Source organism: Streptomyces sp. NPDC037013, from assembly GCF_055607265.1.
In genome coordinates, this window is sequence record NZ_JBVJRV010000003.1 from 435395 (window position 1) to 456769 (window position 21375).

The following is a 21375-nucleotide window of genomic DNA, read 5'->3' on the forward strand; positions in this document are numbered from 1 at the left end:
GAGCGTTTCGCAGGCTCTACGGGGGTAGTCAGTTCAAGGCTTGAACACGCCTCCTCCTCCCCCGCTACCGCTGAGTCACTTTCGATCTAGCGGCGGACGGGTGGTTACGGCCGCATGACGCGCAAGTGGACGTACCCAGGTGCCTTCGATCTGGGTATGTTCCTCGCCGTCAGGGCAGCCACCGAGTCCTCGAGGAGTCGAGACCCGTGTCGGAAAACAAAGATCCCCACGTAGCTCACACGAGTGAGACGACCGAGGGCCAGGACGTGAAGTTCGTCTACGACTTCACCGAGGGCAACAGGGACCTCAAGGACCTTCTCGGCGGGAAGGGCGCGAACCTCGCCGAGATGACCAACCTCGGGCTGCCCGTCCCCCCGGGCTTCACCATCACCACCGAGGCCTGCAAGACCTACCTCGACAGCGGCGAGGAGCCGGTCGAGCTGCGGGACGAGGTGAGCGCTCACCTCGACGCCCTCGAGAAGAAGATGGGCAAGAAGCTCGGCCAGGCCGACGACCCGCTGCTCGTCTCGGTCCGCTCGGGCGCCAAGTTCTCGATGCCCGGCATGATGGACACCGTCCTGAACATCGGGCTCTCCGACAAGTCCGTGACGGGCCTCGCCAAGCAGTCCGGCGACGACCGCTTCGCGTGGGACTCGTACCGCCGGCTCATCCAGATGTTCGGCAAGACCGTCCTCGGCGTCGACGGCGACCTCTTCGAGGACGCGCTGGAGAAGGCCAAGGAGGCCAAGAAGGTCGCGGTCGACACCGACCTGGAGGCCGCCGACCTCAAGAAGCTGGTCACCAAGTTCAAGAAGATCGTCAAGACGGAGGCCGGGCGGGACTTCCCGCAGGACCCGCGCGAGCAGATGGACCTCGCGATCCGTTCGGTCTTCGAGTCGTGGAACACCGACCGCGCCAAGCTCTACCGCCGCCAGGAGCGCATCCCCGGCGACCTCGGCACGGCCGTCAACATCTGCTCGATGGTCTTCGGCAACCTCGGCCCGGACTCCGGCACGGGCGTCGCGTTCACCCGCGACCCGGCCTCCGGCCACCAGGGCGTGTACGGCGACTACCTGCAGAACGCGCAGGGCGAGGACGTCGTCGCGGGCATCCGCAACACCGTGCCGCTCGCCGATCTGGAGCAGATCGACAAGAAGTCGTACGACCAGCTCATGCAGATCATGGAGACGCTCGAGACGCACTACAAGGACCTGTGCGACATCGAGTTCACCATCGAGCGCGGCCAGCTGTGGATGCTGCAGACCCGCGTCGGCAAGCGCACCGCCGGTGCCGCGTTCCGCATCGCGACGCAGCTCGTGGACCAGGGCCTGATCGACGAGGCCGAGGCGCTGCAGCGCGTCAACGGCGCGCAGCTCGCGCAGCTGATGTTCCCGCGCTTCGACGAGAGCGCCAAGGTCGAGCAGCTGGGCCGGGGCATCGCCGCGTCGCCGGGTGCCGCGGTCGGCAAGGCGGTCTTCGACTCGTACACCGCGATCAAGTGGTCGCGTTCGGGCGAGAAGGTCATCCTGATCCGCCGCGAGACCAACCCCGACGACCTCGACGGCATGATCGCGGCCGAGGGCATCCTGACCTCGCGCGGCGGCAAGACCTCGCACGCCGCCGTCGTGGCGCGCGGCATGGGCAAGACCTGTGTCTGCGGCGCCGAGGACCTGGAGGTCGACACCAAGCGCCGCCGGATGACGGTGGGCGACATCGTCGTCGAGGAGGGCGACGTCGTCTCCATCGACGGCTCGACCGGCAAGGTGTACCTCGGTGAGGTGCCGGTGGTCCCCTCCCCCGTCGTCGAGTACTTCGAGGGCCGCATGCACGCCGGCGCCGACGACGCCGACGAACTGGTCGCCGCCGTCCACCGGATCATGGCGTACGCGGACCGCGTGCGGCGCCTGCGGGTGCGCGCCAACGCGGACAACGCCGAGGACGCGCTGCGTGCCCGTCGCTTCGGCGCGCAGGGCATCGGCCTGTGCCGCACCGAGCACATGTTCCTCGGTGAGCGCCGCGAGATGGTGGAGCGGCTGATCCTCGCCGACGCGGACGAGGAGCGCGAGGACGCCCTGAAGGAGCTCCTGCCGCTGCAGAAGCGGGACTTCGTGGAGCTGTTCGAGGCGATGGACGGCCTGCCGGTCACCGTCCGCCTGCTCGACCCGCCGCTGCACGAGTTCCTGCCGGACATCACCGAGCTGTCCGTGCGGGTGGCGCTCGCCGAGTCCCGCAAGGACGCCAACGAGAACGACCTGCGCCTGCTCCAGGCCGTGCACCGCCTGCACGAGCAGAATCCGATGCTGGGCCTGCGCGGCGTCCGCCTCGGTCTGGTCATCCCCGGCCTGTTCACCATGCAGGTGCGGGCCATCGCGGAGGCCGCGGCCGAGCGCAAAACCGCCAAGGGCGACCCGCGTGCGGAGATCATGATTCCGCTCGTCGGCACGGTCCAGGAGCTGGAGATCGTCCGCGAGGAGGCCGAGCAGGTCATCGCGGAGGTCCAGGAGACGACCGGCGTCGAGCTGAAGCTGGCGCTCGGCACGATGATCGAGCTGCCGCGCGCCGCGCTGACGGCCGACCAGATCGCGGAGGCCGCCGAGTTCTTCTCCTTCGGCACCAACGACCTCACGCAGACCGTCTGGGGCTTCTCCCGTGACGACGTGGAGGCGAGCTTCTTCACCGCGTACCTGGAGAAGGGCATCTTCGGGGTCTCGCCCTTCGAGACCATCGACAAGGACGGCGTGGGCAAGCTCGTGCGCGACGCGGTCAAGGCGGGCCGTGAGACCCGCCCGGACCTGAAGCTCGGCGTCTGCGGCGAGCACGGCGGCGACCCGGAGTCCGTCCACTTCTTCCACGAGGTGGGCCTGGACTACGTCTCCTGCTCGCCGTTCCGTATCCCGGTGGCCCGGCTTGAGGCCGGCCGCGCGGCCTCCCACTCGGTGGGCAGCGACCACCGGTAGAGCTCCGGGGCCGACGCCGTGTCCCCGACCCTCATGACCGATGCGGCGTCGGCTCCGGTTCACGAAGAAGGGGCAGCACCCTGTGCGGGGGTGCTGCCCTTTCGTGTGGGCGGGCGGGTGTAGACCACGCCCGGAGGTGGGTCAGGTGAGTTCCGGCATCGTGGCCAGGGCGTGGCTCGACGACTCCACCATGTCCCGCACCATCTCGTCCGGGCGCCTGGGGGCGTGCGGGGCGAGGGGGTCGAGGCTCTTGCCGTCCGGTGCGCGGCGGGTGAGCGTGTCGGCGATGACCTGGCGCAGGTCGGGGAAGGCCGCACCCCGTTCCGGTTCGGGGCGGGCGGTGAGCGCTTCGGTGATCTCGGCGGCCTCTTCGGGGGCGCCGGTCGCCTCCAGGACGGCCCGTACGGAGACCGCCTCCACCTCCGCGAGGGTGGCGAGCCTGCGTTCGAGCGCGGCGTCCGGCAGGGCCTTGCGGGCCTTGGCGGCCTCCCGCAGATAGCGGTGCAGGAGCAGGTGGAGGGTGGCGCCCGGTGGTGGGGGCGCGGGGTCGAGCGCCTGGAGGACGGATGTCAGCCAGTCGGTCAGCCCCCGTCCGGCCAGGCCGAGTTCGGGCCAGGTGGTCGCGCGGAGCTGCTCGCCGAGGTAGTGGGCCCGTTCGAAGGCCTTGCGGCCCGGGGTCATGGGGTGGGGGGCGTCGACCGGCCCGTAGTGGTTCTCCAGGCCGGGGGCGCGCTGTTCCGCGAGGGTGCAGAAGAGCGACAGGTGGACGTATACGTGGAAGGCCGCAATGGTCCTGTGCGGGTCCCATCGGTTGGTTCCGTTGAGGCCCGGTGAATTCCACAGGGAAATCACCCTCTTCGCCTCGTCCGGAAGTCCGTGGTCGGTTTCCACGTCGCGCACCAGCAGGGAATGCGCGTGCCGGAAGTCGTAGAGCTTCTGGTGCAGGGATTCATGCAGCAGGTGCTCGGCGACCCACCATGGGTTCGTGAGAAGTCTCCGGTTCAGGAAGATGATTCCGGCCATTCGGAACTGGGACGTGGAGGATTTCCTCGCCCAGGCGCCGACACCCGGGGAAATACCGATCACATGGGTGTGGTGCAGGGCGCTGCGGGAGGTCTCGGGAAGGATTTCCCGGAGCAGCTCCGCCGCCTTGCGCACCATCGCGACTTCGGCGGGTCCCGGTGGGCACAGCTGGTCGGTGAACTCCCTGGCGACGAGCAGCCGGAAGGCCTGCCCGAAGGCGTCGTCGGGGCGCCGCGGGTCCCAGAACCAGGCCGGTCCCGCCGCCGGGTCGAGGCGGTGCGCTTCGGCGGCGCCCGCCTCGGACGGCCCGGCGGCGGTCTCGGCGTCGAGGTGGCGGGCGGTCGCCTCCAGGACCTCCTCGCAGAGCGCGAGGGGGAGCACGACCTCGGCGCCCGCCGTGACACGGGCCAGCGACTGCTGGATGGCGCAGCGGACGACGGGGTCGCCGAGCGCGCGGTACTCGCGGTGCAGGTCGGCGCCGTTGAGGGCGTCGAGGAGGCGCCGGGCGGCGGGCAGCCGGTCGGCGACCTTCTTCAGCCGGTGCAGATGCGCGCCCCGCATCTGTTCGTGCACATAGATGGCGTCGCCGAACGGTCGACCCTGCGACAGAACGGCGTCGAACTCGGTCATCTCTGCCATGAGAATCGACCTCTGCCCTGATTCGGTGCGCCGGCGGTCAGACCTCGGCGGCGTGGTCGTGGTCGTGGTCGTCCGGTAACTGCGGCTGGACCACGGCGCGCAGCGCGTCGTGCTGCGCCTGCATCTCCCTGGCCTCTTCTTCGGAGACCTCACGGCTGAACACGAGGGTCACGGCGGTGAGGGCCTGCGGGGTTTCCGAACCCTGTCCCTCAGGGGATTGCGATTTGCTCATGACGAGTCCTTCCCGACAGAAAGGTGGTGTGGAGACCTCTCTTCCGTGTCTCCTCGTGGGCAACGTACGAGCGGAATTGCGGGAGGTCAACGAGAGTGAGTGGCGTGCAATGCGGGCGGCCACCGGAATCAGCCACCGCACGGTAATGGCCAGAGCTCGTGTTTTCTGGGCCACCAGGGGCCGGTGTGCAGGGTGGTGCCGGCCGCGTACGGAAATACGCGCTTCCCCCTGCCGGGAAAACGCCACAAAGCACGCCACTTCCGGCGTCCGGCGCCCGCCCGGCGTCCGGCGCCGGCCGGAGATTTACGGCACGTTTGTGAAAGGCGGTCCCGGGTCCCGCTGAACTACCGTCCACGGAACTGCCGTCCGCACGACCGGGCGGGAAGAGCGGGAGCGAAAGGGGCGAGCGACATCATGACTCAATTCGATTTCACCCGGGACGGAAACGAACAGGCGCGAAAGTCCGCCGGCCGGAGCCGGGTCACCCTGACCTTCGACCATCCCCCGACCGCGGCCGAGCTTGAGCGGCTCCGGCGGAGCACCGACGCCGTGGACGCCGTGCGGGTGCCGCCCGGTGTCGCGCTGGCCCTGGACCGCGAACGGCGGCTGGAGTTCACCAAGTCCTCGGATCCCGGGGTCGGTTCGCTCCTTGCCGCGCTCGCCGCCTCGGTGCCCGTGGGCGGGCGGATCCTGGAGACGGGGACCGGGGCGGGGGTGGGCCTCGCCTGGATCGTGCACGGGCTCGGGGGCCGTACGGACGCGGAGGTGCTCAGCGTGGAGTTCGACCCCGCCCGGGCCGCGGCGGTACGGGCCTCCGGGCTGCCGCCGTGGGCGTCCGTCCTGGAGGGCGACGCCCTGGAACTCATCGGCGGGCAGGGCACGTTCGATCTCGTCTTCGCCGACACCCCGGCCGCCAAGGACAAGGGGCTCGACGGCGTCGTCGACGCGCTGCGGCCCGGCGGGACGCTCCTCATCGACGACATCGGCGACGCCACGCACCCCGCGGGCTACACCCGGATCACCGACCTGCGCGAGCGCCTCTTCGGCGATCCCCGGCTGGTCGTCGCCGAACTCACCTGCGCGACCGGGATGTTCCTCGCGACGCGACGCCGGTGACGCAGGGCCGGGAGACCGGTGACGCAGGCCGGGAGACCGGCCCCGGACGGCCCTCAGCCGCCCGACGTGTCCAGTTCCGCTTCCTCGCCCACGCCCGCGCAGTCGTAGGGGTCCTTGAGCCAGCCGTCCGGCAGGACCACGCGGTTGTTGCCCGACGTACGGCCGCGCGGGCCGTCCGCGCCCACCGGCCACGCCTGGTCGAGGTCCAGCTCGCCGAGCCCGTCCTCCAGTTCGGCGAGGGAGGAGGTGATCGCGAGGCGCTTGCGCATCTCCGAGCCGACCGCGAAGCCCTTCAGGTACCAGGCGACGTGCTTGCGGAAGTCGATGACGCCGCGCGCCTCGTCGCCGATCCACTCGCCGAGCAGGGCGGCGTGCCGCAGCATGACGCGGGAGACCTCGCGCAGGTCGGGGGCGGCCGGCGCGCCCGTACCCTCGAAGGCCGCCACCAGGTCGCCGAAGAGCCACGGCCGGCCGAGGCAGCCGCGGCCCACGACGACGCCGTCGCAACCGGTCTCGGCCATCATGCGGACCGCGTCGGCCGCCGACCAGATGTCGCCGTTGCCGAGCACCGGGATCTCGGGGACGTGCTCCTTGAGGCGGGCGATGGCGTCCCAGTCGGCGGTGCCGCCGTAGTGCTGGGCGGCGGTGCGGCCGTGCAGGGCAATGGCCGTCACGCCCTCCTCGACAGCGATGCGGCCCGCGTCGAGGAACGTGATGTGGTCGTCGTCGATGCCCTTGCGCATCTTCATGGTGACCGGCAGGTCGCCCGCGCCGCTCACGGCCTCGCGCAGGATCGCGCGGAGCAGGGGGCGCTTGTACGGGAGGGCGGAGCCGCCGCCCTTGCGGGTGACCTTGGGGACGGGGCAGCCGAAGTTCAGGTCGATGTGGTCGGCGAGGTCCTCTTCCGCGATCATGCGGACGGCCTTGCCGACGGTGGCCGGGTCGACGCCGTACAGCTGGATGGACCGGGGCTTCTCGGTCGCGTCGAAGTGGATCAGCTGCATGGTCTTCTCGTTGCGCTCCACCAGGGCGCGCGTGGTGATCATTTCGCTGACGAAGAGGCCCTTGCCGCCGCTGAACTCCCGGCAGAGCGTCCGGAACGGCGCGTTCGTGATGCCCGCCATGGGGGCGAGCACGACGGGCGGCTGCACGGTGTGCGGGCCGATCGACAGGGGCTGCGGCAGGGAGGGCATCGATGAACTCCGGAACGTATGACGGGACCCTTCATTGTCCCTCACTCGTCAGGTGGCGCTCCCGCCCTCCCCGCAGAGCTCCGCCAGGCGCTCCAGGCGCTCCTCCGTCGCGTCGTCGGCGGGGACGTAGGCGATGAGCCGGTGGGCCTGCGGCAGCGGGGCCATCCACAGCATGCGGTGTTCGAGCCTGAGCAGGCCCACGCGGGGGTGCTGGTAGCGCTTGACGTGCGGGGACATGGTGGCCACCTCGTGCCGCTCCCACAGCTCGCGGAACTCGGCGGAGACCCCGGCCAGCCGGTCGCGCAGCTCCTTCCAGGCCGGTTCGGCGCCGTGCTCGGTCATGGAGCCGCGGAACTTCGCGACGAGGTCGCGGAGCATCTCGTCGCGGTCGACGAAGGTCTCGCGCCAGCTCTCGCTGGTGGCCAGGAGCCACAGGCAGTTGCGGTCGCGCGGCGCCATCGCCTCGAAGTCGCCGAAGACGTGCGTCCAGGAGCGGTTGTGGGCGAGGACGTCGTAGCGGCCGTTCTGCACGGTGGCCGGGTAGGGGGCGAGGCGGCGCAGCAGCCGCCGTACCTCCGGGGAGAGCGCGGCGCACTCACCCTCCGGGCGCGGGTCGACGGCGCCGGCGAGCGCGAAGAGGTGGGCGCGCTCGCCGGGATCCATCAGGAGGGCCCGCGCGATGGCGTCGATGACCTGCGCGGACACCTTGATGGACCGGGCCTGCTCCAGCCACGTGTACCAGGTGACGCCCACGCAGGCGAGCTGCGCGACCTCCTCGCGGCGCAGCCCCGGCGTACGGCGGCGGGAACCGCGGGGCAGGCCGACCTGTTCGGGCGTGACGCGCTCACGGCGGCTGCGCAGGAACGCGGCGAGCTCCTGCCTGCGGATGTCGGCGCCGGTGTCCGGGGCCGTGGCGGGGCCGGTCGCGGGAATGGGGGCGGTGGCGAGGGTGGAGGCGGTCGTGGTGGTGGTCGCGGTCGTGGTCACGCGTCAAGGCTGCGCCATCGCGCAGCCTGTTTCCAGGTTCGCCTGGTACCAGGATAAGGAGACTCTGGTACCCCTCTGAGGACCGGACGACCGTCGTACGCATGACCCTTGCAACCGGTACCGGCACATCCGCCGCACCTCGGCGAGCACGGGGCGGGCCCTCCGGCCCCGCCGCCCTGACCTCCCTCGGACTGCTCACCGTCCTCCTCGGCGCCTCCCTCTCCAGCATCGACTTCTTCATCGTCAACGTCGCCCTGCCCAGCATCGAACGCGACCTGCACGCCTCCCCCGCCACCCTGGAGATGGTCGTCGCGGGGTACGCGGTGGCGTACGCGGTGCTCCTCGTCCTCGGCGGCCGGCTCGGCGACACCTACGGGCGCCGGAGACTCTTCCTGTGGGGCGTGGCCGCCTTCGGGCTGACCTCGCTGGCCTGCGGCCTCGCGCCCGGCGCGTGGTGGCTGGTGGGGGCGCGCGTGGCGCAGGGCGCCGCGTCCGCGCTGATGCTGCCGCAGGTGCTCGGCACCATCCACGCGACGACCAGGGGCGAGCGGCGGGCCAGGACCGTCGCCCTGTACGGCGCCGTCAGCGGCGTCGCGGGCCTGCTCGGCCAGGCACTCGGCGGCGCCCTGGTCGCCGCTGACCTCGGCGGCACCGGCTGGCGCGCGGTCTTCCTCGTCAACGTGCCGATCGCGGTCGCCGCCCTGGCCGTCGGCGTCCGCGCGGTGCCGGACAGCCGTGCCGAGCGGCCCGCGCGCAGCGACGTCCTCGGCACCGTCCTGTTCGCGGGCGCGCTGACCGCGCTGCTGCTGCCCCTGACGGAGGGCCGCGCGACGGGGTGGCCGCTGTGGTCCGTGCTCCTGCTGGTGGCGGCGCCCCTGCTCGGCTGGGCGTTCGGGGCCGTCGAGCGCCGTGCCGAGCTCGGCGGCGGCGCACCGCTGCTGCCCCCTTCGCTGCTGCGCGAGCCCGGTGTGCGCAGGAGCCTGGTGCTCGGCCTGCCGATCTTCATCGGGTTCAGCGGCTTCATGTTCGGTTTCGCGATCCTGTTGCAGCAGGGCCTCGGATACGGGGCGCTGAAGGCGGGCCTGACGGTGATCCCGATGGGGCTCACGCAGATTCCGGCGTCGATGCTCGTGCCGCGCCTGGTGCGCCGCTGGGGCACCCGGGCGATGACCCGGGCCGCCCTGGTGCACGCGGTGGGGCTCGCCGTGCTGGGTCTGACGGTGCTGTGGACGTCGTGGTCCGGGCTGAGCCCGTACGCGCTCGCGCCGGGGCTGCTGCTGTGCGGGGCGGGGCAGGGCGTGCAGCTCGCGCTGTACTACCGGGTCGCGCTCGCGGCCGTGCCCGCCGCGCGGGCGGGCGCGGGCGGCGGTCTCGCCGCGACGGTGCAGCAGTCGTGCCTGGCCGTGGGCGTGGCGACGGTCGGCTCGCTCTTCCTCGCGCTGGTGCCGGACCTCGGCATGCGGGACGCGTTCGTGGCCGCGCTCGGCGTCCAGCTGGCGGGTCTTCTCTGCCTGGCGCTGCTGAGCCTGCGGCTGCCGCGCGAGATGAGCGGCGCCGGAGAGCGCTGACCCGAGGTTCACGGAAGCGAGCCGTCCCGCCACGAGGTGCGCCCGGAGACGGCGAGGGCCTGAGGGGTACCGCCCACCAGGCGCCGGCTCCTGGCATCGGGTGACAGATGACGAATGACAGATATTGATTTCTGTCATTCGTCATGTCATCGTGGACGCATGCGCACTCTCACTCTCGGAACCACCGGCCCCCGCACCTCCGCCCTCGGCCTCGGCTGCATGGGCATGTCCGCGCTCTACGGAGAGGCGGACCGCGCCGAATCCATCGCGACCATCCACGCCGCCCTCGAAGCGGGCGTCACCCTCCTGGACACCGGCGACTTCTACGCCATGGGCCACAACGAACTCCTGATCGGCGAGGCCCTGCGCACCGCCCCGGCGGCCCGCCGCGAACAGGCGCTGACCAGCGTCAAGTTCGGCGCCCTGCGGGACCCGGACGGCGGCTGGTCGGGGTACGACGGGCGCCCGGCGGCCGTCAAGAACTTCGCCGCGTACTCGCTCCAGCGCCTCGGCGTCGACCACATCGACGTCTACCGCATCGCCCGCCTCGACCCCGACGTCCCCGTCGAGGAGACGGTCGGTGCCATCGCCGAGCTGGTCGAGAAGGGGTACGTGCGGCACATCGGCCTCTCCGAGGTCGGCGCCGACACGATCCGCCGGGCGGCGGCCACGGCGCCCGTCTCGGACCTCCAGATCGAGTACTCCCTGATCTCGCGCGGCATCGAGGCCCAGATCCTGCCGACCGTCGCCGAGCTCGGCATCGGCGTCACCGCGTACGGCGTGCTCTCGCGCGGCCTCATCTCCGGCCACTTCACCCGCGACCGGCAGCTGGCCGCGAACGACTTCCGTTCGATGAGCCCCCGCTTCCAGGGCGAGAACCTCGACCGCAACCTCGACCTGGTCGACGCCCTGCGGAAGATCGCCGACCAGAAGGGCGTCAGCGTCGCGCAGACCGCCATCGCCTGGGTGCTCGCCCAGGGCCCCCGCCACGGCGCGGCCATCGTGCCGCTGGTCGGCGCCCGGCGCCGGGACCGGCTCGACGAGGCGCTCGGCGCCCTCGACGTGACGCTCGACGACGCGGACCTGGCCGCGATCGAGGCGGCCGTGCCCGCCGGCGCGGCGGCCGGCGCGCGCTACCCCGAGGCGCAGATGGCACACCTCGACAGCGAGCACTGAGCCGGCCACGGGTACGGTCTATGCCATGGCAACCGCGGCTCCCCTGACCCCCGAGCGCATCCTCGAAGCGACCGAGGAGGTGCTGCGCCGGCATGGCGCGGCCAAGGCCACGGTCGTCGACGTGGCCCGCGCCCTCGGGGTGAGCCACGGCACGGTGTACCGCCACTTCCGCACCAAGGCGGAGCTGCGCGGCGCGGTCACCAAGCGGTGGCTGGACCGTACGTCGGTGGTGCTCGCGGACATCGTCACCGGTGCCGAGCCGCCCGAGGCGAAGCTCCGCCACTGGCTCGCGGGCCTCTTCGAGGCCAAGCAGCACAAGGCCGGTGACGATCCCGAACTCTTCGCCACCTACACGGTGCTGACCGAGGAGAACGGCGGCGTGGTGGACGACCACATCGCCGACCTCACCGGCCAGTTGACGGAGATCATCCGGGAGGGCGTGGCCGCGGGCGTCTTCGCCTCCGCCGACCCCGCCCTCTCGGCCCGCGCCGTCTTCGACGCCACGTCCCGCTTCCACGACCCGTGTTACGCCCCGCACTGGTCACGACCGGGCATCGGGGAGGCGTTCACCGCCGTGCTCGACCTGACGGTGCGGGGCCTGCGCGCCTAGGGCCGGTCGGTCGTCCGGGTCAGCCCGCGGTTGCGGGCGCCGCGCGGCGCATGAGCAGGTGTCCGCGCCGGAACCGCTCGCCCTCCCGCAGCATCCGGCCGATCTCCGTGAAGCCGGCCAGGCGCGCGAGTTCCGCGAGGCCGTCGACCGGCCAGCGGTATGCCGTCGTCACCTTGTGGTCGAACGGCGTGACCGGACCGCCCTCGGACTCGAAGAAGGCGAGCAGGAGGAGGCCGCCGGGCGCGAGCACCCGCCCGAACTCCTCGAAGTACGGCGGCAGTTCCTCCGGCGGCGTGTGGATGACGGAGTACCAGGACACCGCTCCGGCCAGTGTGCCGTCGGGCAGGTCGAGCGCGTCCATCGAGCCGACCTCGAACCGCAGCTGCGGGTAGGTCTCGCGGGCGATGCCGATCATCACGGGCGACAGGTCGACGCCGAAGACGTCCAGGCCCATCGAGTGCAGCAGCGCGGTCACGGGCCCCGGCCCGCAGCCCAGTTCGGCGACGGGTCCCCCGCTGCCGGCCCGCACGTGGTCGGCGAAGGCGGCGATCAACGCGCGGTCCAGGGAAGGGCCTTCGAGGTCGGTGCGGTCGAGTCCGGCGTACTGCACGGCGACGGCGTCGTAGGCGTCCGCCGTGGTGGCGAGGTGCGTCGCGCTGTTGTGCTTCGTGGTGAGGTGCTTCGGGGTGACGTGCTTCGTGGTGAGGTGCGTGGAGGTTTCGGTCACGGTCGAGCACCCTAGGACCCACCACTGACACCGGCCGCTACAGCCCCTCCCGCGTCGGCCGGTGCTCCACGTACTCGATCACCGTGCCGTCCCGGTGCCTCGCCGTGAAGCCCGAGCCCGTGGGGACCTCGATCAGCGGTTCGGTGATCTCCGCGCCCTCGGCCGCCAGGCGGTCCAGGTACGCGGTCGCCGAGTCGACGAGGAGCGTGCCGTGCGTCGCGCGGAAGGGCGCAAGGGTCTCCTCCGTGCCCTCGATCAGGAGGAAGGCGCCGACCGCGGCGAGGGCGAGGTTCTTCTCGGGATAGGTGAACCACATGTCGCGTTCCGTGCCGAGCAGCCGCTCGTACGAGGCGGCCAGCGCGTCCAGCGTGCCGGGGCCCGTGTAGACGCGGAGGAAGGGGCGCGGGGCGGGCAGGTGGGTGGAGTCGTTGTGGCGGCGCCACATCGCGGGGGTCTGAGTCATGCGGCCAGCCTCGTCCCGTACGACTGCCGTAGCCAGAGGGGTCTCTGTGGGGGTGAGTGCCGGTCATAGGCTGAGCGCATGGAACCCACGGAGACCGTCGGGACAGCGGAGACCACGAGTACCGCCACGAGGACCACCGCGGGGACCGCTTCCGGTGCCCTCCGTCGCGAGCTCGGCGGTTTCCTGCGTGCCCACCGTGAGCGCCTCGCCCCCGGCGACGTCGGGCTGCCGCCGACCGCCCGCCGCCGCGCGAAGGGGCTGCGCCGCGAGGAGGTCGCCGTCCTCGCCGGAGTCTCCGTGGCCTGGTACACGTGGCTCGAGCAGGGCCGCGTGGACACCTCGCGGCAGGTCCTGGACGCCGTCGCCCGCGCCCTGCGCCTAGACGACGCCTCCCACCGGCACGCGCTGGCCCTCGCCGGGTACGCCCCGGCGCCGGGCGGCGCGCGGACGGCGTACGACCCGGAGTTGCGAGCCGTGCTGGACAGTTGGCCGCACAGCCCGGCGCTGCTCCTCGGCCCGGCCCTCGACATCCTCGCCTGGAACCACGCCTACGCCACGCTGTGGCCCGATCCCGCGACGCTCCCCGAGGACCGCCGGAACCTGCTGCTCCTGCTCGTCGGCGACGAGCGGCACCAACGGCTGCTGCCCGGCTGGGAACCGGTCGCCATGGACCTGTACCGGCACCTGCGCACCCGCGCCGACCACCGTCCCGGGGCCGCGCCCTTCCGCCGCCTCACCGACCGGCTCCGGGCGGCACGCCCCGACCTGGCCGACTGGTGGGCCTGCCGCTCGGTCGGCGGCTTCCCCTCCCGCACCGTCACCCTCGCCCCTGCGGAGAGCGGCGGCCCGGCCCGCCCCTACGGCATGACCCTGCTGCTCGCCCCGCACCCGCAGGACGCCACCGTTCTCGTACTCACGCCCAAGAACACCTGAGGTGGTCCGCGCAGCGGGAAGCCCCCGGTTCCATGACCCGGAACCGGAGGCTTCCCGCGATGTCACTCCGCGAACGGATGGAGCTCAGCAGCCCACGAGGCGCGTGGCGAGGTAGCCCTCGATCTGGTCGAGGGAGACGCGCTCCTGCTTCATCGAGTCGCGCTCGCGCACCGTCACGGCGTTGTCGTCGAGGGTGTCGAAGTCGACCGTCACGCAGTACGGCGTGCCGATCTCGTCCTGGCGGCGGTAGCGGCGGCCGATGGCGCCCGCGTCGTCGAACTCGATGTTCCAGTTCTGCCGCAGGGCGGTGGCGAGGCCCTTCGCCTTCGGGGAGAGCTCGGGGTTGCGGGAGAGCGGCAGGACCGCGACCTTGACCGGGGCGATGCGGTGGTCGAAGCGCATGACCGTGCGCTTCTCCAGCTTGCCCTTGGCGTTGGGGGCCTCGTCCTCGATGTAGGAGTCGAGGAGGAAGGCGAGCATGGTGCGGCCGACGCCGGCCGCGGGCTCGATGACGTAGGGGGTCCAGCGCTCGCCGGCCTCCTGGTCGAAGTACGACAGGTCCTGGCCGGACGCCTTGGAGTGCGCGGTCAGGTCGTAGTCGGTGCGGTTGGCGACGCCTTCCAGCTCGCCCCACTCGCTGCCGCCGAACTGGAAGCGGTACTCGATGTCAGCGGTGCGCTTGGAGTAGTGGGAGAGCTTCTCCTTCGGGTGCTCGTACCACCGCATGTTCTCCTCGCGCAGGCCCAGGCCGGTGTACCAGTTCCAGCGCTGCTCCATCCAGTACTCCTGCCACTTCTCGTCCTCGCCCGGCTTGACGAAGAACTCCATCTCCATCTGCTCGAACTCGCGGGTGCGGAAGATGAAGTTGCCGGGCGTGATCTCGTTGCGGAAGGACTTGCCCATCTGCGCGATGCCGAAGGGCGGCTTGCGGCGCGAGGTCTGCTGGACCTGGCCGAAGTTGGTGAAGATGCCCTGCGCGGTCTCGGGGCGCAGGTAGGCGATGGAGCCGCTGTCCTGCGTGGGGCCGAGGTGGGTGGCGAGCATGCCGGAGAACTGCTTGGGCTCGGTGAACTGGCCCTTGGTGCCGCAGTTGGGGCAGTTGATGTCCGCGAGGCCGTTGGCCGGCGGGCGGTTGTGCTTGGCCTCGTAGGCCTCTTCCAGGTGGTCGGCGCGGTGGCGCTTGTGACAGGAGAGGCACTCGGTGAGCGGGTCGGAGAAGGTCGCGACGTGGCCGGAGGCCTGCCAGACCTCGCTCGCCAGGATCACCGACGAGTCGATGCCGACGACGTCCTCGCGGGAGGTGACCATGTAGCGCCACCACTGGCGCTTCAGGTTCTCCTTCAGCTCGACGCCGAGCGGACCGTAGTCCCAAGCGGCACGCTGGCCGCCGTAGATCTCACTGCAGGGGAAAACAAAGCCACGGCGCTTGCTCAGGCTGACGATGGTGTCGATCTTGTCGGCGGCCACGGTGCTCTCTTCATGACGACGGCGGGGGAAGCGGGTAACGCGCTTCGGGAGCGAATGCTTCAGGTTACCGGCGGCCTTACCCCCCTAATCAAATCGGTTCCGCTACGGGGACCGGCGCGGGGCCGGGGCCGGGTCCGGCACGGAGGCCTTGTTGACAATCGTTTCCACATTTGTTGAAAATGACTGTCATGAACGTACGACGCCTCATACCGGCCGCCGCCCTCGCCTCCGCCACGGTCCTCGGTCTCACCGCGCTGACCGCGTGCTCCTCCTCCGTCGCGGACGACAAGGACGGCAAGCTGGACGTGGTGGCGTCGTTCTACCCCATGCAGTACCTCGCGGAGCAGATCGGCGGCGACCACGTCTCCGTCACCAACCTCACCGAGCCCGGCCAGGAGCCGCACGACCTCGACGTCTCCGCCCAGCAGCGCGGACAGCTGGAGGAGTCCGACGTCGCCCTCTACCTCAAGGGCCTGCAGCCCGCCGTGGACGACGCGATCGGCCAGTCCGGCATCGGGACCAAGGTCGACGCCGCGACGCTCACCGACACCGAGAAGCACGGCAACGAGGTCGGCGGCCACGCCGACGAGCACGACCACGGCCACGACCACTCCCACGAGGGCGCCGACCCGCACATCTGGCTCGACCCGGTGAAGTACTCCGAGGTCGCCGAGGGCGTCGGCAAGGCCCTGGAGAAGGCCGACCCGGACCACGCCAAGACGTACGAGAAGAACACCGCGGCCCTCGTCAAGAAGCTCGGTGGCCTGAACAAGTCCTTCGAGGACGGCCTGAAGGACACCAGGTCCAAGGTCTTCATCACCACCCACGCCGCCTTCGGCTACCTCGCCGAGCGGTACGGCCTCACCGAGGAGGCCATCAGCGGCCTCGACCCGGAGGCCGAGCCCAGCGCCAAGCGCGTCAAGGACCTCCAGAAGATGGCAAAGGCCGACGGCGTCACCACCGTCTTCTACGAGACGCTCGTCAGCGACAAGACGGCGAAGACCCTCGCCAAGGACGCCGGCCTGAAGACCGATGTGCTCGACCCCGTCGAGGGCATCACCGGCAAGTCCAGGGGCAAGGACTACATCCAGGTCATGGAGTCCAACCTGAAGGCCCTGCAGAAGGCCCTGGGCGCCAAGTGACCCACTCCCCCGCGGCTACGGAGGCACCCGCCATGAGCAAGTCAGCCGGTCCCGGCGAAGGCGACGCCGTCATATCCCTGCACAAGGTGACGGCCGAGCTCGGCTCGCGCCCCGTGCTGCGCGGCATCGACCTCTCCGTGCGCCGCGGCGAGGTCGTCGCCCTGCTCGGCGCCAACGGCTCGGGCAAGTCCACCGCCGTCCGCACCGTCATCGGCCAGGTCCCCGTGACCAGCGGCGAGGTCGAGATCTTCGGCACCCCGCGCCGCCGCTTCCGCGACTGGGCCCGCGTCGGGTACGTCCCGCAGCGCACCACCGCCGCCGGCGGCGTCCCCGCCACGATCAACGAGGTCGTCACCTCCGGGCGGCTCTCGCGCACCCGCCTCGGGATCCTGCGCAAGGCCGACCGCGCGGCCGTCGCCGGCGCCATCGACGCGGTGGGCCTCGCCGACCGCGCCAAGGACTCCGTCAACGCCCTCTCCGGCGGCCAGCACCAGCGCGTCCTGATCGCCCGTGCCCTGGCCTCCGAGCCGGAGCTGCTGATCATGGACGAGCCGATGGCGGGCGTCGACCTCGCCAGCCAGGAGATCCTCGCCGACACCCTGCGCCACCAGGTGACCCGGGGCGCCTCCGTCCTCCTCGTCCTGCACGAACTCGGCCCGCTGGAGCCGCTGATCGACCGCGCCGTGGTCCTGCGCGACGGCTGCGTCCTGCACGACGGCCCGCCGCCGCGCGCCGTCGGCCAGCACGCCCTGCCCGGCCACGACCACGTCCACCCGCACACCGCCGACGCGGAACCGGTCCGTACCGGCCTGCTCACCTGAGGACCCCGGCGATGGAAATCCTTGAATACGCCTTCATGCAGCGGGCCCTGCTCGCCGCCGTCCTGGTCGGCATCACCGCGCCCGCCGTCGGCATCTACCTCGTCCAGCGCCGCCAGGCCCTGATGGGCGACGGCATCGGCCACGTGGCGATGACCGGCGTCGGCCTCGGCTTCCTGCTCTCGGCCTCGCCGGTGTGGATGGCGACGGCGGTCGCGATCATCGGCGCCGTGATCATGGAGCTGATCCGCTGGTACGGCAAGACGCGCGGCGACATCGCCCTCGCCATGCTCTTCTACGGCGGCATGGCGGGCGGCGTCATGTTCATCAACCTCGCCCCCGGCGGCTCCAACGCCAACCTCCAGTCGTACCTCTTCGGCTCGCTGTCGACCGTCTCCGAGGAGGACGTCACGGCGATCTGCCTGCTCGCCGCCTTCGTGGTCCTGGTCACGGTCGGCCTGCGCCGCCAGCTCTTCGCCGTCAGCCAGGACGAGGAGTTCGCGCGCGTGACCGGCCTGCCGGTGCGCGCCCTCAACCTGCTCACCGCCGTCACCGCGGCGGTCACCGTCACCGTCGCCATGCGGGTCGTCGGCCTGCTCCTGGTCTCCGCGCTGATGGTGGTGCCGGTCGCGGCCGCGCAGCAGCTCACCCGGAGCTTCGCGGCGACCTTCGTGATCTCGGTGGCCCTCGGCATCGCGACGACGCTCGGCGGCACCGTCACCTCGTACTACCAGGACGTCCCGCCCGGCGCGACGATCGTGCTGCTCACCATCGGCGCCTTCATCGTCCTGACGGTGCTCGCGACGCCGCTGGCCAGGCGCAGGGCGCGGGCCGCGGCCGCCGCGGCGGCGGCCGGGGAGCCCGCGGAGTGCTCGGTGCCGGCCCAGCCGGTGGCCAAGACCTGACCCGCGTCCGGGCCGACCTGGCACAATGGCCCGGCAGGCCCAGACCAGAGCGCAGACGCGAGGAGGCAACCGTGGGAGCCCCGGTTCGAGGCAGGTCGACCCGCCAGCGTGCGGCGGTGGCCGCGGCACTCGACGACGTGGACGAGTTCCGCAGTGCGCAGGAGCTGCACGACATGCTCAAGCACAAGGGCGACTCCGTCGGCCTGACCACGGTCTACCGCACCCTCCAGTCCCTCGCCGACGCCGGCGAGGTCGACGCGCTGCGCACCAGCGAGGGCGAGACGGTCTACCGCCGCTGCTCCACCGGCGACCACCACCACCATCTGGTCTGCCGCGTCTGCGGCAAGGCGGTGGAGGTCGAGGGCCCCGCGGTGGAGAAGTGGGCCGAGGCGATCGCCGCCGAGCACGGCTTCGTGAACGTGGCGCACACCGTGGAGATCTTCGGTACGTGCGCCGCCTGCGCGGCGGCCTGACCGGGCCCTGTGGGGGTACGGCATACCCCCACAGCCCCTGATCAACTGTTCGCGATCTGCTCCTCGTTGGGGATCGCGCCGCCGAAGCGGCGGTCCCGGCCCGCGTATTCGAGGCAGGCCCGCCACAGGTCGCGCCGGTCGAAGTCCGGCCACAGGACGTCCTGGAAGACCATCTCGGCGTAGGCGCTCTGCCAGAGCAGGTAGTTGGAGGTGCGCTGCTCGCCGCTCGGGCGCAGGAAGAGGTCGACGTCCGGCATGTCTGGGTAGTACAGGTACTTGGCGAAGGTCTTCTCGTTGATCTTGGACGGGTTGAGCCGGCCCGCCTTCACGTCCTCCGCGAGCGCCTGCGCGGCGTCGGCGATCTCGGCGCGGCCGCCGTAGTTCATGCAGAAGTACAGGGTCAGCCTGTCGTTGTCCTTGGTCTGCTCCTGGGAGATCTCCAGCTCCCTGGCGACCGACTTCCACAGCTTGGGCATCCGGCCCACCCAGCGCACCCGCACCCCGAGCTCGTCGAGCTGGTCGCGGGTCTTGCGGATGAAGTCGCGGTTGAAGTTCATCAGGAACTTCACCTCGTCCGGGGACCGCTTCCAGTTCTCCGTGGAGAAGGCGTACAGCGAGATCGCGCCGACACCCATCTCGATGCTGCCCTGCAGCACGTCGAGGACGCGCTCCGCGCCGACCTTGTGCCCCTCGGTGCGCGGCAGGCCGCGGTCCTTCGCCCAGCGGCCGTTGCCGTCCATGACGATCGCCACGTGCTGCGGGACGAGCTCACCGGGGATCTTCGGCGGCCGTGCGCCCGAGGGGTGGGGCTCGGGCAGTCTGTACTCACGGCGGGACCGTCCGAGGATTCCGCGTCGTGCCATGGTGGGCTCTCTCCTACCTAGCTGTCGTCCGCACGCGAGGGACTCACGTGCTCTTCTCTACGTACCGCAGGGACCGCAGTCCGCGCTCCAGGTGCCAGTGCAGGTAGGCGGAGACGAGCCCGCTGCCCTCCCTGGCGTGCCGTGCCTCGCACGCGTCCGCCGTCTCCCAGTCGCCGGTCAGCAGCGCGCCGAGCAGCGTGAGCGTCTCCGCCGACGGTACGACGCTGCCGGGCACCCGGCAGTCGACGCAGACCGAGCCGCCCGCCGCCACCGAGAAGAAGCGGTTGGGGCCCGGCATGCCGCACTTGGCGCAGGCGTCGAAGCTCGGCGCGTAGCCGTTCACGGCCAGGGAGCGCAGCAGGAACGCGTCGAGCACCAGGTGCGGCTCGTGCTCGCCCCTGGCCAGGACCCGCAGCGCGCCGACGAGCAGCAGGTACTGCTGCACCGCGGGCTCGCCCTCGTGGTCGGTGAACCGCTCGGCGGTCTCCAGCATGGCCGTCCCGGCGGTGTAGCGCGCGTAGTCCGTGACGATCCCGCCACCGTACGGGGCGATCGTCTCACTCTGCGTGCACAAGGGGAGGCCGCGGCCGACGAGTTCACTGCCGCGCGCGAAGAACTGCACGTCGACGTGGGAGAAGGGTTCGAGGCGCGCCCCGAACTTGGACTTCGTCCGCCGCACCCCCCGGGCCACCGCGCGTACGCGTCCGTGACCGCGCGTGAGCAGGGTGATGATCCGGTCCGCTTCCCCGAGCTTCTGGGTGCGCAGCACGATGCCGTCGTCGCGGAACAGACTCATGGACCCATTCTCGCGCACGGCGCCGGGACGACGGACCGGACACCGGTGTGGACCCCGGTTCGCCGCGTATGCCCTGTACCTCCTAGGCCGGGGCGGTAGCGTACGAAGACCCGCCCCGCCCGCCCCGGAGGACTCAGTGAGCGCACAGCCCGACGCCCCCTACGGGGCGCTGATCCCCATGCCCGAGCTGACCCCCGACGCGCTGCGCGTCGCCGTGTCCCGGATCGCGCCCAGCCGCATCCCGGCGCTCACCCAGCACCTTTTCGAAGCCACGACAAACGCCCAGCAGACGCAGAGCCTGGCTCCCTTGCAGGCGTTCGTCCACTCGTGGGCCGTCTTCGTGGCGATCGAGCGGCACCCGCAGCGTGCGGCCCGCCTCCGCGAACTGGAACGGCTGGTCGACACGGCGAAGCAGGACCCGGCGGACGCCATCGCCGAGATCCGCCGCATCCGGGACGAAGCCGAAGCGGAGGCCGGTCTGTGACCGACTGGTCCTGGGACTGGAACCCGAGCGAGGAGTACCTCACCGACGGAGTCCCGCCGGGCGTCGTCGCCGAGGTCGAGCGCCTTGCCACCGAGCTCGCCGCGCTCGGCCCGGAATCCGTCCGCATCGGCAGGCCGACCGACCGCGAGGGTGGCCTGCGCGAGTTCGACTTCCTCGGCGGACGAGGCTTCATCAACTTCCTGCCCGTGCCACGTCACGAGTGCGTCTACGTCTGCAACATCACCTGGTACGGCTGAGCGTCAAGGGACCTCGCCCCGGCTGCGGGCGTTCGCGTACGCCGTCGCCGCGCGCAGCCGTTCCGCGGTCGTCGCCGTGCGGACCGCCTCCGGGGCGCAGTCCCACTCCCGGCCCCCTCCGTAAGGGCGGAGCTGGACGTACGGCCCCTCGTGCCCCATCACCCGGCCCACCTGCCCGCTGCGGGTGTCGACCACGTACGCGCCCACGGGGAGGTCGATGTTCACGCCGGCCTCCTCAGCGCGGCGGCGCGCCGGGCCGCGGTCTCGGCGGAACACCCGCCCAATTCGATGCGCGAACAGGGCGCCTCGCGGGCGAGTGTCACCTGATCGATCCCCAATGAGGGCAGCGTAATTCCCGCCTGCGTGAGCGCGTCGCGCAATTCCTTCACGGCTTCCTCCGCATGTTCGATACATGCCTCTGCGTGATGCTTTCCATCCGCCTTCACGTGGGTCCCCTTTGCCGTCGGATTTCACTCTTCGCACCACTACGGTGACGGCTTGTGCCTACACTCGGCAGGAGTCTGTCCTCTACAACTGCGGGGCAGT

General features: G+C 71.3%; 23 protein-coding genes. 12 read left to right on the forward strand and 11 right to left on the reverse strand.

Going from position 1 to position 21375, the window contains the following annotated elements; all coding sequences use genetic code 11:
- Nucleotides 1-206: 206 nt before the first annotated feature.
- Nucleotides 207-2957, forward strand: a complete 2751-nt coding sequence (ppdK, locus tag ACZ7DY_RS11845) for a pyruvate, phosphate dikinase (RefSeq protein WP_471133270.1) — start codon at nt 207-209, stop codon at nt 2955-2957.
- Between the two features lie 141 nt (nt 2958-3098).
- On the opposite strand, the gene ACZ7DY_RS11850 is transcribed toward ppdK, so the two are convergent.
- Nucleotides 3099-4619 carry a hypothetical protein gene (locus ACZ7DY_RS11850; protein ID WP_471133272.1) on the reverse strand — a complete coding sequence of 507 codons (1521 nt, stop codon included), beginning with the start codon at nt 4617-4619 and terminating at the stop codon, nt 3099-3101.
- A gap of 37 nt (nt 4620-4656) precedes the next feature.
- Nucleotides 4657-4851 (reverse strand): hypothetical protein, encoded by a 195-nt coding sequence (locus ACZ7DY_RS11855; RefSeq protein ID WP_471133273.1) that lies wholly within the window; start codon nt 4849-4851, stop codon nt 4657-4659.
- Between the two features lie 414 nt (nt 4852-5265).
- Here ACZ7DY_RS11855 and ACZ7DY_RS11860 point away from each other — a divergent pair, with 414 nt between their 5' ends.
- Nucleotides 5266-5967, forward strand: a complete 702-nt coding sequence (locus ACZ7DY_RS11860; protein WP_471133276.1) for an O-methyltransferase — start codon at nt 5266-5268, stop codon at nt 5965-5967.
- A 53-nt stretch (nt 5968-6020) separates the two neighbouring features.
- On the opposite strand, the gene dusB is transcribed toward ACZ7DY_RS11860, so the two are convergent.
- On the reverse strand, nt 6021-7160 hold the full coding sequence (gene dusB, locus ACZ7DY_RS11865; RefSeq protein WP_471133278.1) for a tRNA dihydrouridine synthase DusB: 1140 nt from the start codon (nt 7158-7160) through the stop codon (nt 6021-6023).
- Between the two features lie 48 nt (nt 7161-7208).
- Nucleotides 7209-8147: a helix-turn-helix transcriptional regulator gene (locus ACZ7DY_RS11870; RefSeq protein WP_471133280.1), complete on the reverse strand. Its 939-nt coding sequence runs from the start codon at nt 8145-8147 to the stop codon at nt 7209-7211.
- A gap of 101 nt (nt 8148-8248) precedes the next feature.
- Here ACZ7DY_RS11870 and ACZ7DY_RS11875 point away from each other — a divergent pair, with 101 nt between their 5' ends.
- From ACZ7DY_RS11875 to ACZ7DY_RS11885, 3 genes are all read left to right on the forward strand, one after another.
- Nucleotides 8249-9715, forward strand: coding sequence for an MFS transporter (locus ACZ7DY_RS11875; protein ID WP_471133283.1), 1467 nt, complete (start codon nt 8249-8251; stop codon nt 9713-9715).
- A 159-nt stretch (nt 9716-9874) separates the two neighbouring features.
- Nucleotides 9875-10891, forward strand: coding sequence for an aldo/keto reductase (locus ACZ7DY_RS11880; protein ID WP_471133285.1), 1017 nt, complete (start codon nt 9875-9877; stop codon nt 10889-10891).
- Between the two features lie 25 nt (nt 10892-10916).
- The gene (locus ACZ7DY_RS11885; protein WP_471133287.1) at nt 10917-11501 is read left to right on the forward strand and encodes a TetR/AcrR family transcriptional regulator; all 585 of its coding nucleotides are present in this window, start codon (nt 10917-10919) and stop codon (nt 11499-11501) included.
- Nucleotides 11502-11520: 19 nt separating this feature from the next.
- Here ACZ7DY_RS11885 and ACZ7DY_RS11890 read toward each other — a convergent pair whose 3' ends face one another.
- Entirely contained in the window at nt 11521-12111 is a 591-nt protein-coding gene (locus ACZ7DY_RS11890) for a class I SAM-dependent methyltransferase (protein WP_471134526.1), read from the reverse strand.
- Between the two features lie 154 nt (nt 12112-12265).
- On the reverse strand, nt 12266-12691 hold the full coding sequence (locus tag ACZ7DY_RS11895; RefSeq protein ID WP_471133290.1) for a VOC family protein: 426 nt from the start codon (nt 12689-12691) through the stop codon (nt 12266-12268).
- Nucleotides 12692-12769: 78 nt separating this feature from the next.
- Between ACZ7DY_RS11895 and ACZ7DY_RS11900 the strand changes: the two genes are divergently transcribed.
- Entirely contained in the window at nt 12770-13624 is an 855-nt protein-coding gene (locus ACZ7DY_RS11900; RefSeq protein ID WP_471133291.1) for a helix-turn-helix domain-containing protein, read from the forward strand.
- 84 nt (nt 13625-13708) lie between these two features.
- On the opposite strand, the gene ACZ7DY_RS11905 is transcribed toward ACZ7DY_RS11900, so the two are convergent.
- Nucleotides 13709-15091, reverse strand: coding sequence for a glycine--tRNA ligase (locus tag ACZ7DY_RS11905; RefSeq protein WP_471133294.1), 1383 nt, complete (start codon nt 15089-15091; stop codon nt 13709-13711).
- A gap of 188 nt (nt 15092-15279) precedes the next feature.
- Here ACZ7DY_RS11905 and ACZ7DY_RS11910 point away from each other — a divergent pair, with 188 nt between their 5' ends.
- Genes ACZ7DY_RS11910 through ACZ7DY_RS11925 form a run of 4 tightly spaced genes read left to right on the forward strand, consistent with a single transcriptional unit; the run spans nt 15280 to nt 18429 of the window.
- A complete protein-coding gene (locus ACZ7DY_RS11910) occupies nt 15280-16233 on the forward strand; it encodes a metal ABC transporter substrate-binding protein (RefSeq protein WP_471133296.1) in 954 nt (317 codons plus the stop codon).
- A 32-nt stretch (nt 16234-16265) separates the two neighbouring features.
- Nucleotides 16266-17054 (forward strand): metal ABC transporter ATP-binding protein, encoded by a 789-nt coding sequence (locus ACZ7DY_RS11915; RefSeq protein WP_471133298.1) that lies wholly within the window; start codon nt 16266-16268, stop codon nt 17052-17054.
- A gap of 11 nt (nt 17055-17065) precedes the next feature.
- On the forward strand, nt 17066-17956 hold the full coding sequence (locus ACZ7DY_RS11920; protein WP_471133300.1) for a metal ABC transporter permease: 891 nt from the start codon (nt 17066-17068) through the stop codon (nt 17954-17956).
- Between the two features lie 17 nt (nt 17957-17973).
- Entirely contained in the window at nt 17974-18429 is a 456-nt protein-coding gene (locus tag ACZ7DY_RS11925; protein ID WP_471134528.1) for a Fur family transcriptional regulator, read from the forward strand.
- 41 nt (nt 18430-18470) lie between these two features.
- On the opposite strand, the gene ACZ7DY_RS11930 is transcribed toward ACZ7DY_RS11925, so the two are convergent.
- Complete coding sequence (locus tag ACZ7DY_RS11930) at nt 18471-19292, reverse strand: isoprenyl transferase (protein WP_471133303.1); 822 nt, start codon at nt 19290-19292, stop codon at nt 18471-18473.
- Between the two features lie 43 nt (nt 19293-19335).
- A complete protein-coding gene (gene recO, locus ACZ7DY_RS11935; protein ID WP_471133305.1) occupies nt 19336-20088 on the reverse strand; it encodes a DNA repair protein RecO in 753 nt (250 codons plus the stop codon).
- Nucleotides 20089-20224: 136 nt separating this feature from the next.
- Between recO and ACZ7DY_RS11940 the strand changes: the two genes are divergently transcribed.
- Entirely contained in the window at nt 20225-20572 is a 348-nt protein-coding gene (locus ACZ7DY_RS11940; RefSeq protein ID WP_471133307.1) for a hypothetical protein, read from the forward strand.
- Nucleotides 20569-20829 (forward strand): hypothetical protein, encoded by a 261-nt coding sequence (locus ACZ7DY_RS11945; RefSeq protein WP_471133309.1) that lies wholly within the window; start codon nt 20569-20571, stop codon nt 20827-20829. Before ACZ7DY_RS11940 ends, ACZ7DY_RS11945 begins: the two co-directional genes overlap by 4 nt.
- A gap of 3 nt (nt 20830-20832) precedes the next feature.
- Here ACZ7DY_RS11945 and ACZ7DY_RS11950 read toward each other — a convergent pair whose 3' ends face one another.
- Both ACZ7DY_RS11950 and ACZ7DY_RS11955 read right to left on the reverse strand, forming a co-directional pair.
- Nucleotides 20833-21048 carry a hypothetical protein gene (locus ACZ7DY_RS11950; protein WP_471134530.1) on the reverse strand — a complete coding sequence of 72 codons (216 nt, stop codon included), beginning with the start codon at nt 21046-21048 and terminating at the stop codon, nt 20833-20835.
- Between the two features lie 2 nt (nt 21049-21050).
- Complete coding sequence (locus ACZ7DY_RS11955; protein ID WP_471133311.1) at nt 21051-21275, reverse strand: hypothetical protein; 225 nt, start codon at nt 21273-21275, stop codon at nt 21051-21053.
- Between the last annotated feature and the right edge of the window lie 100 nt (nt 21276-21375).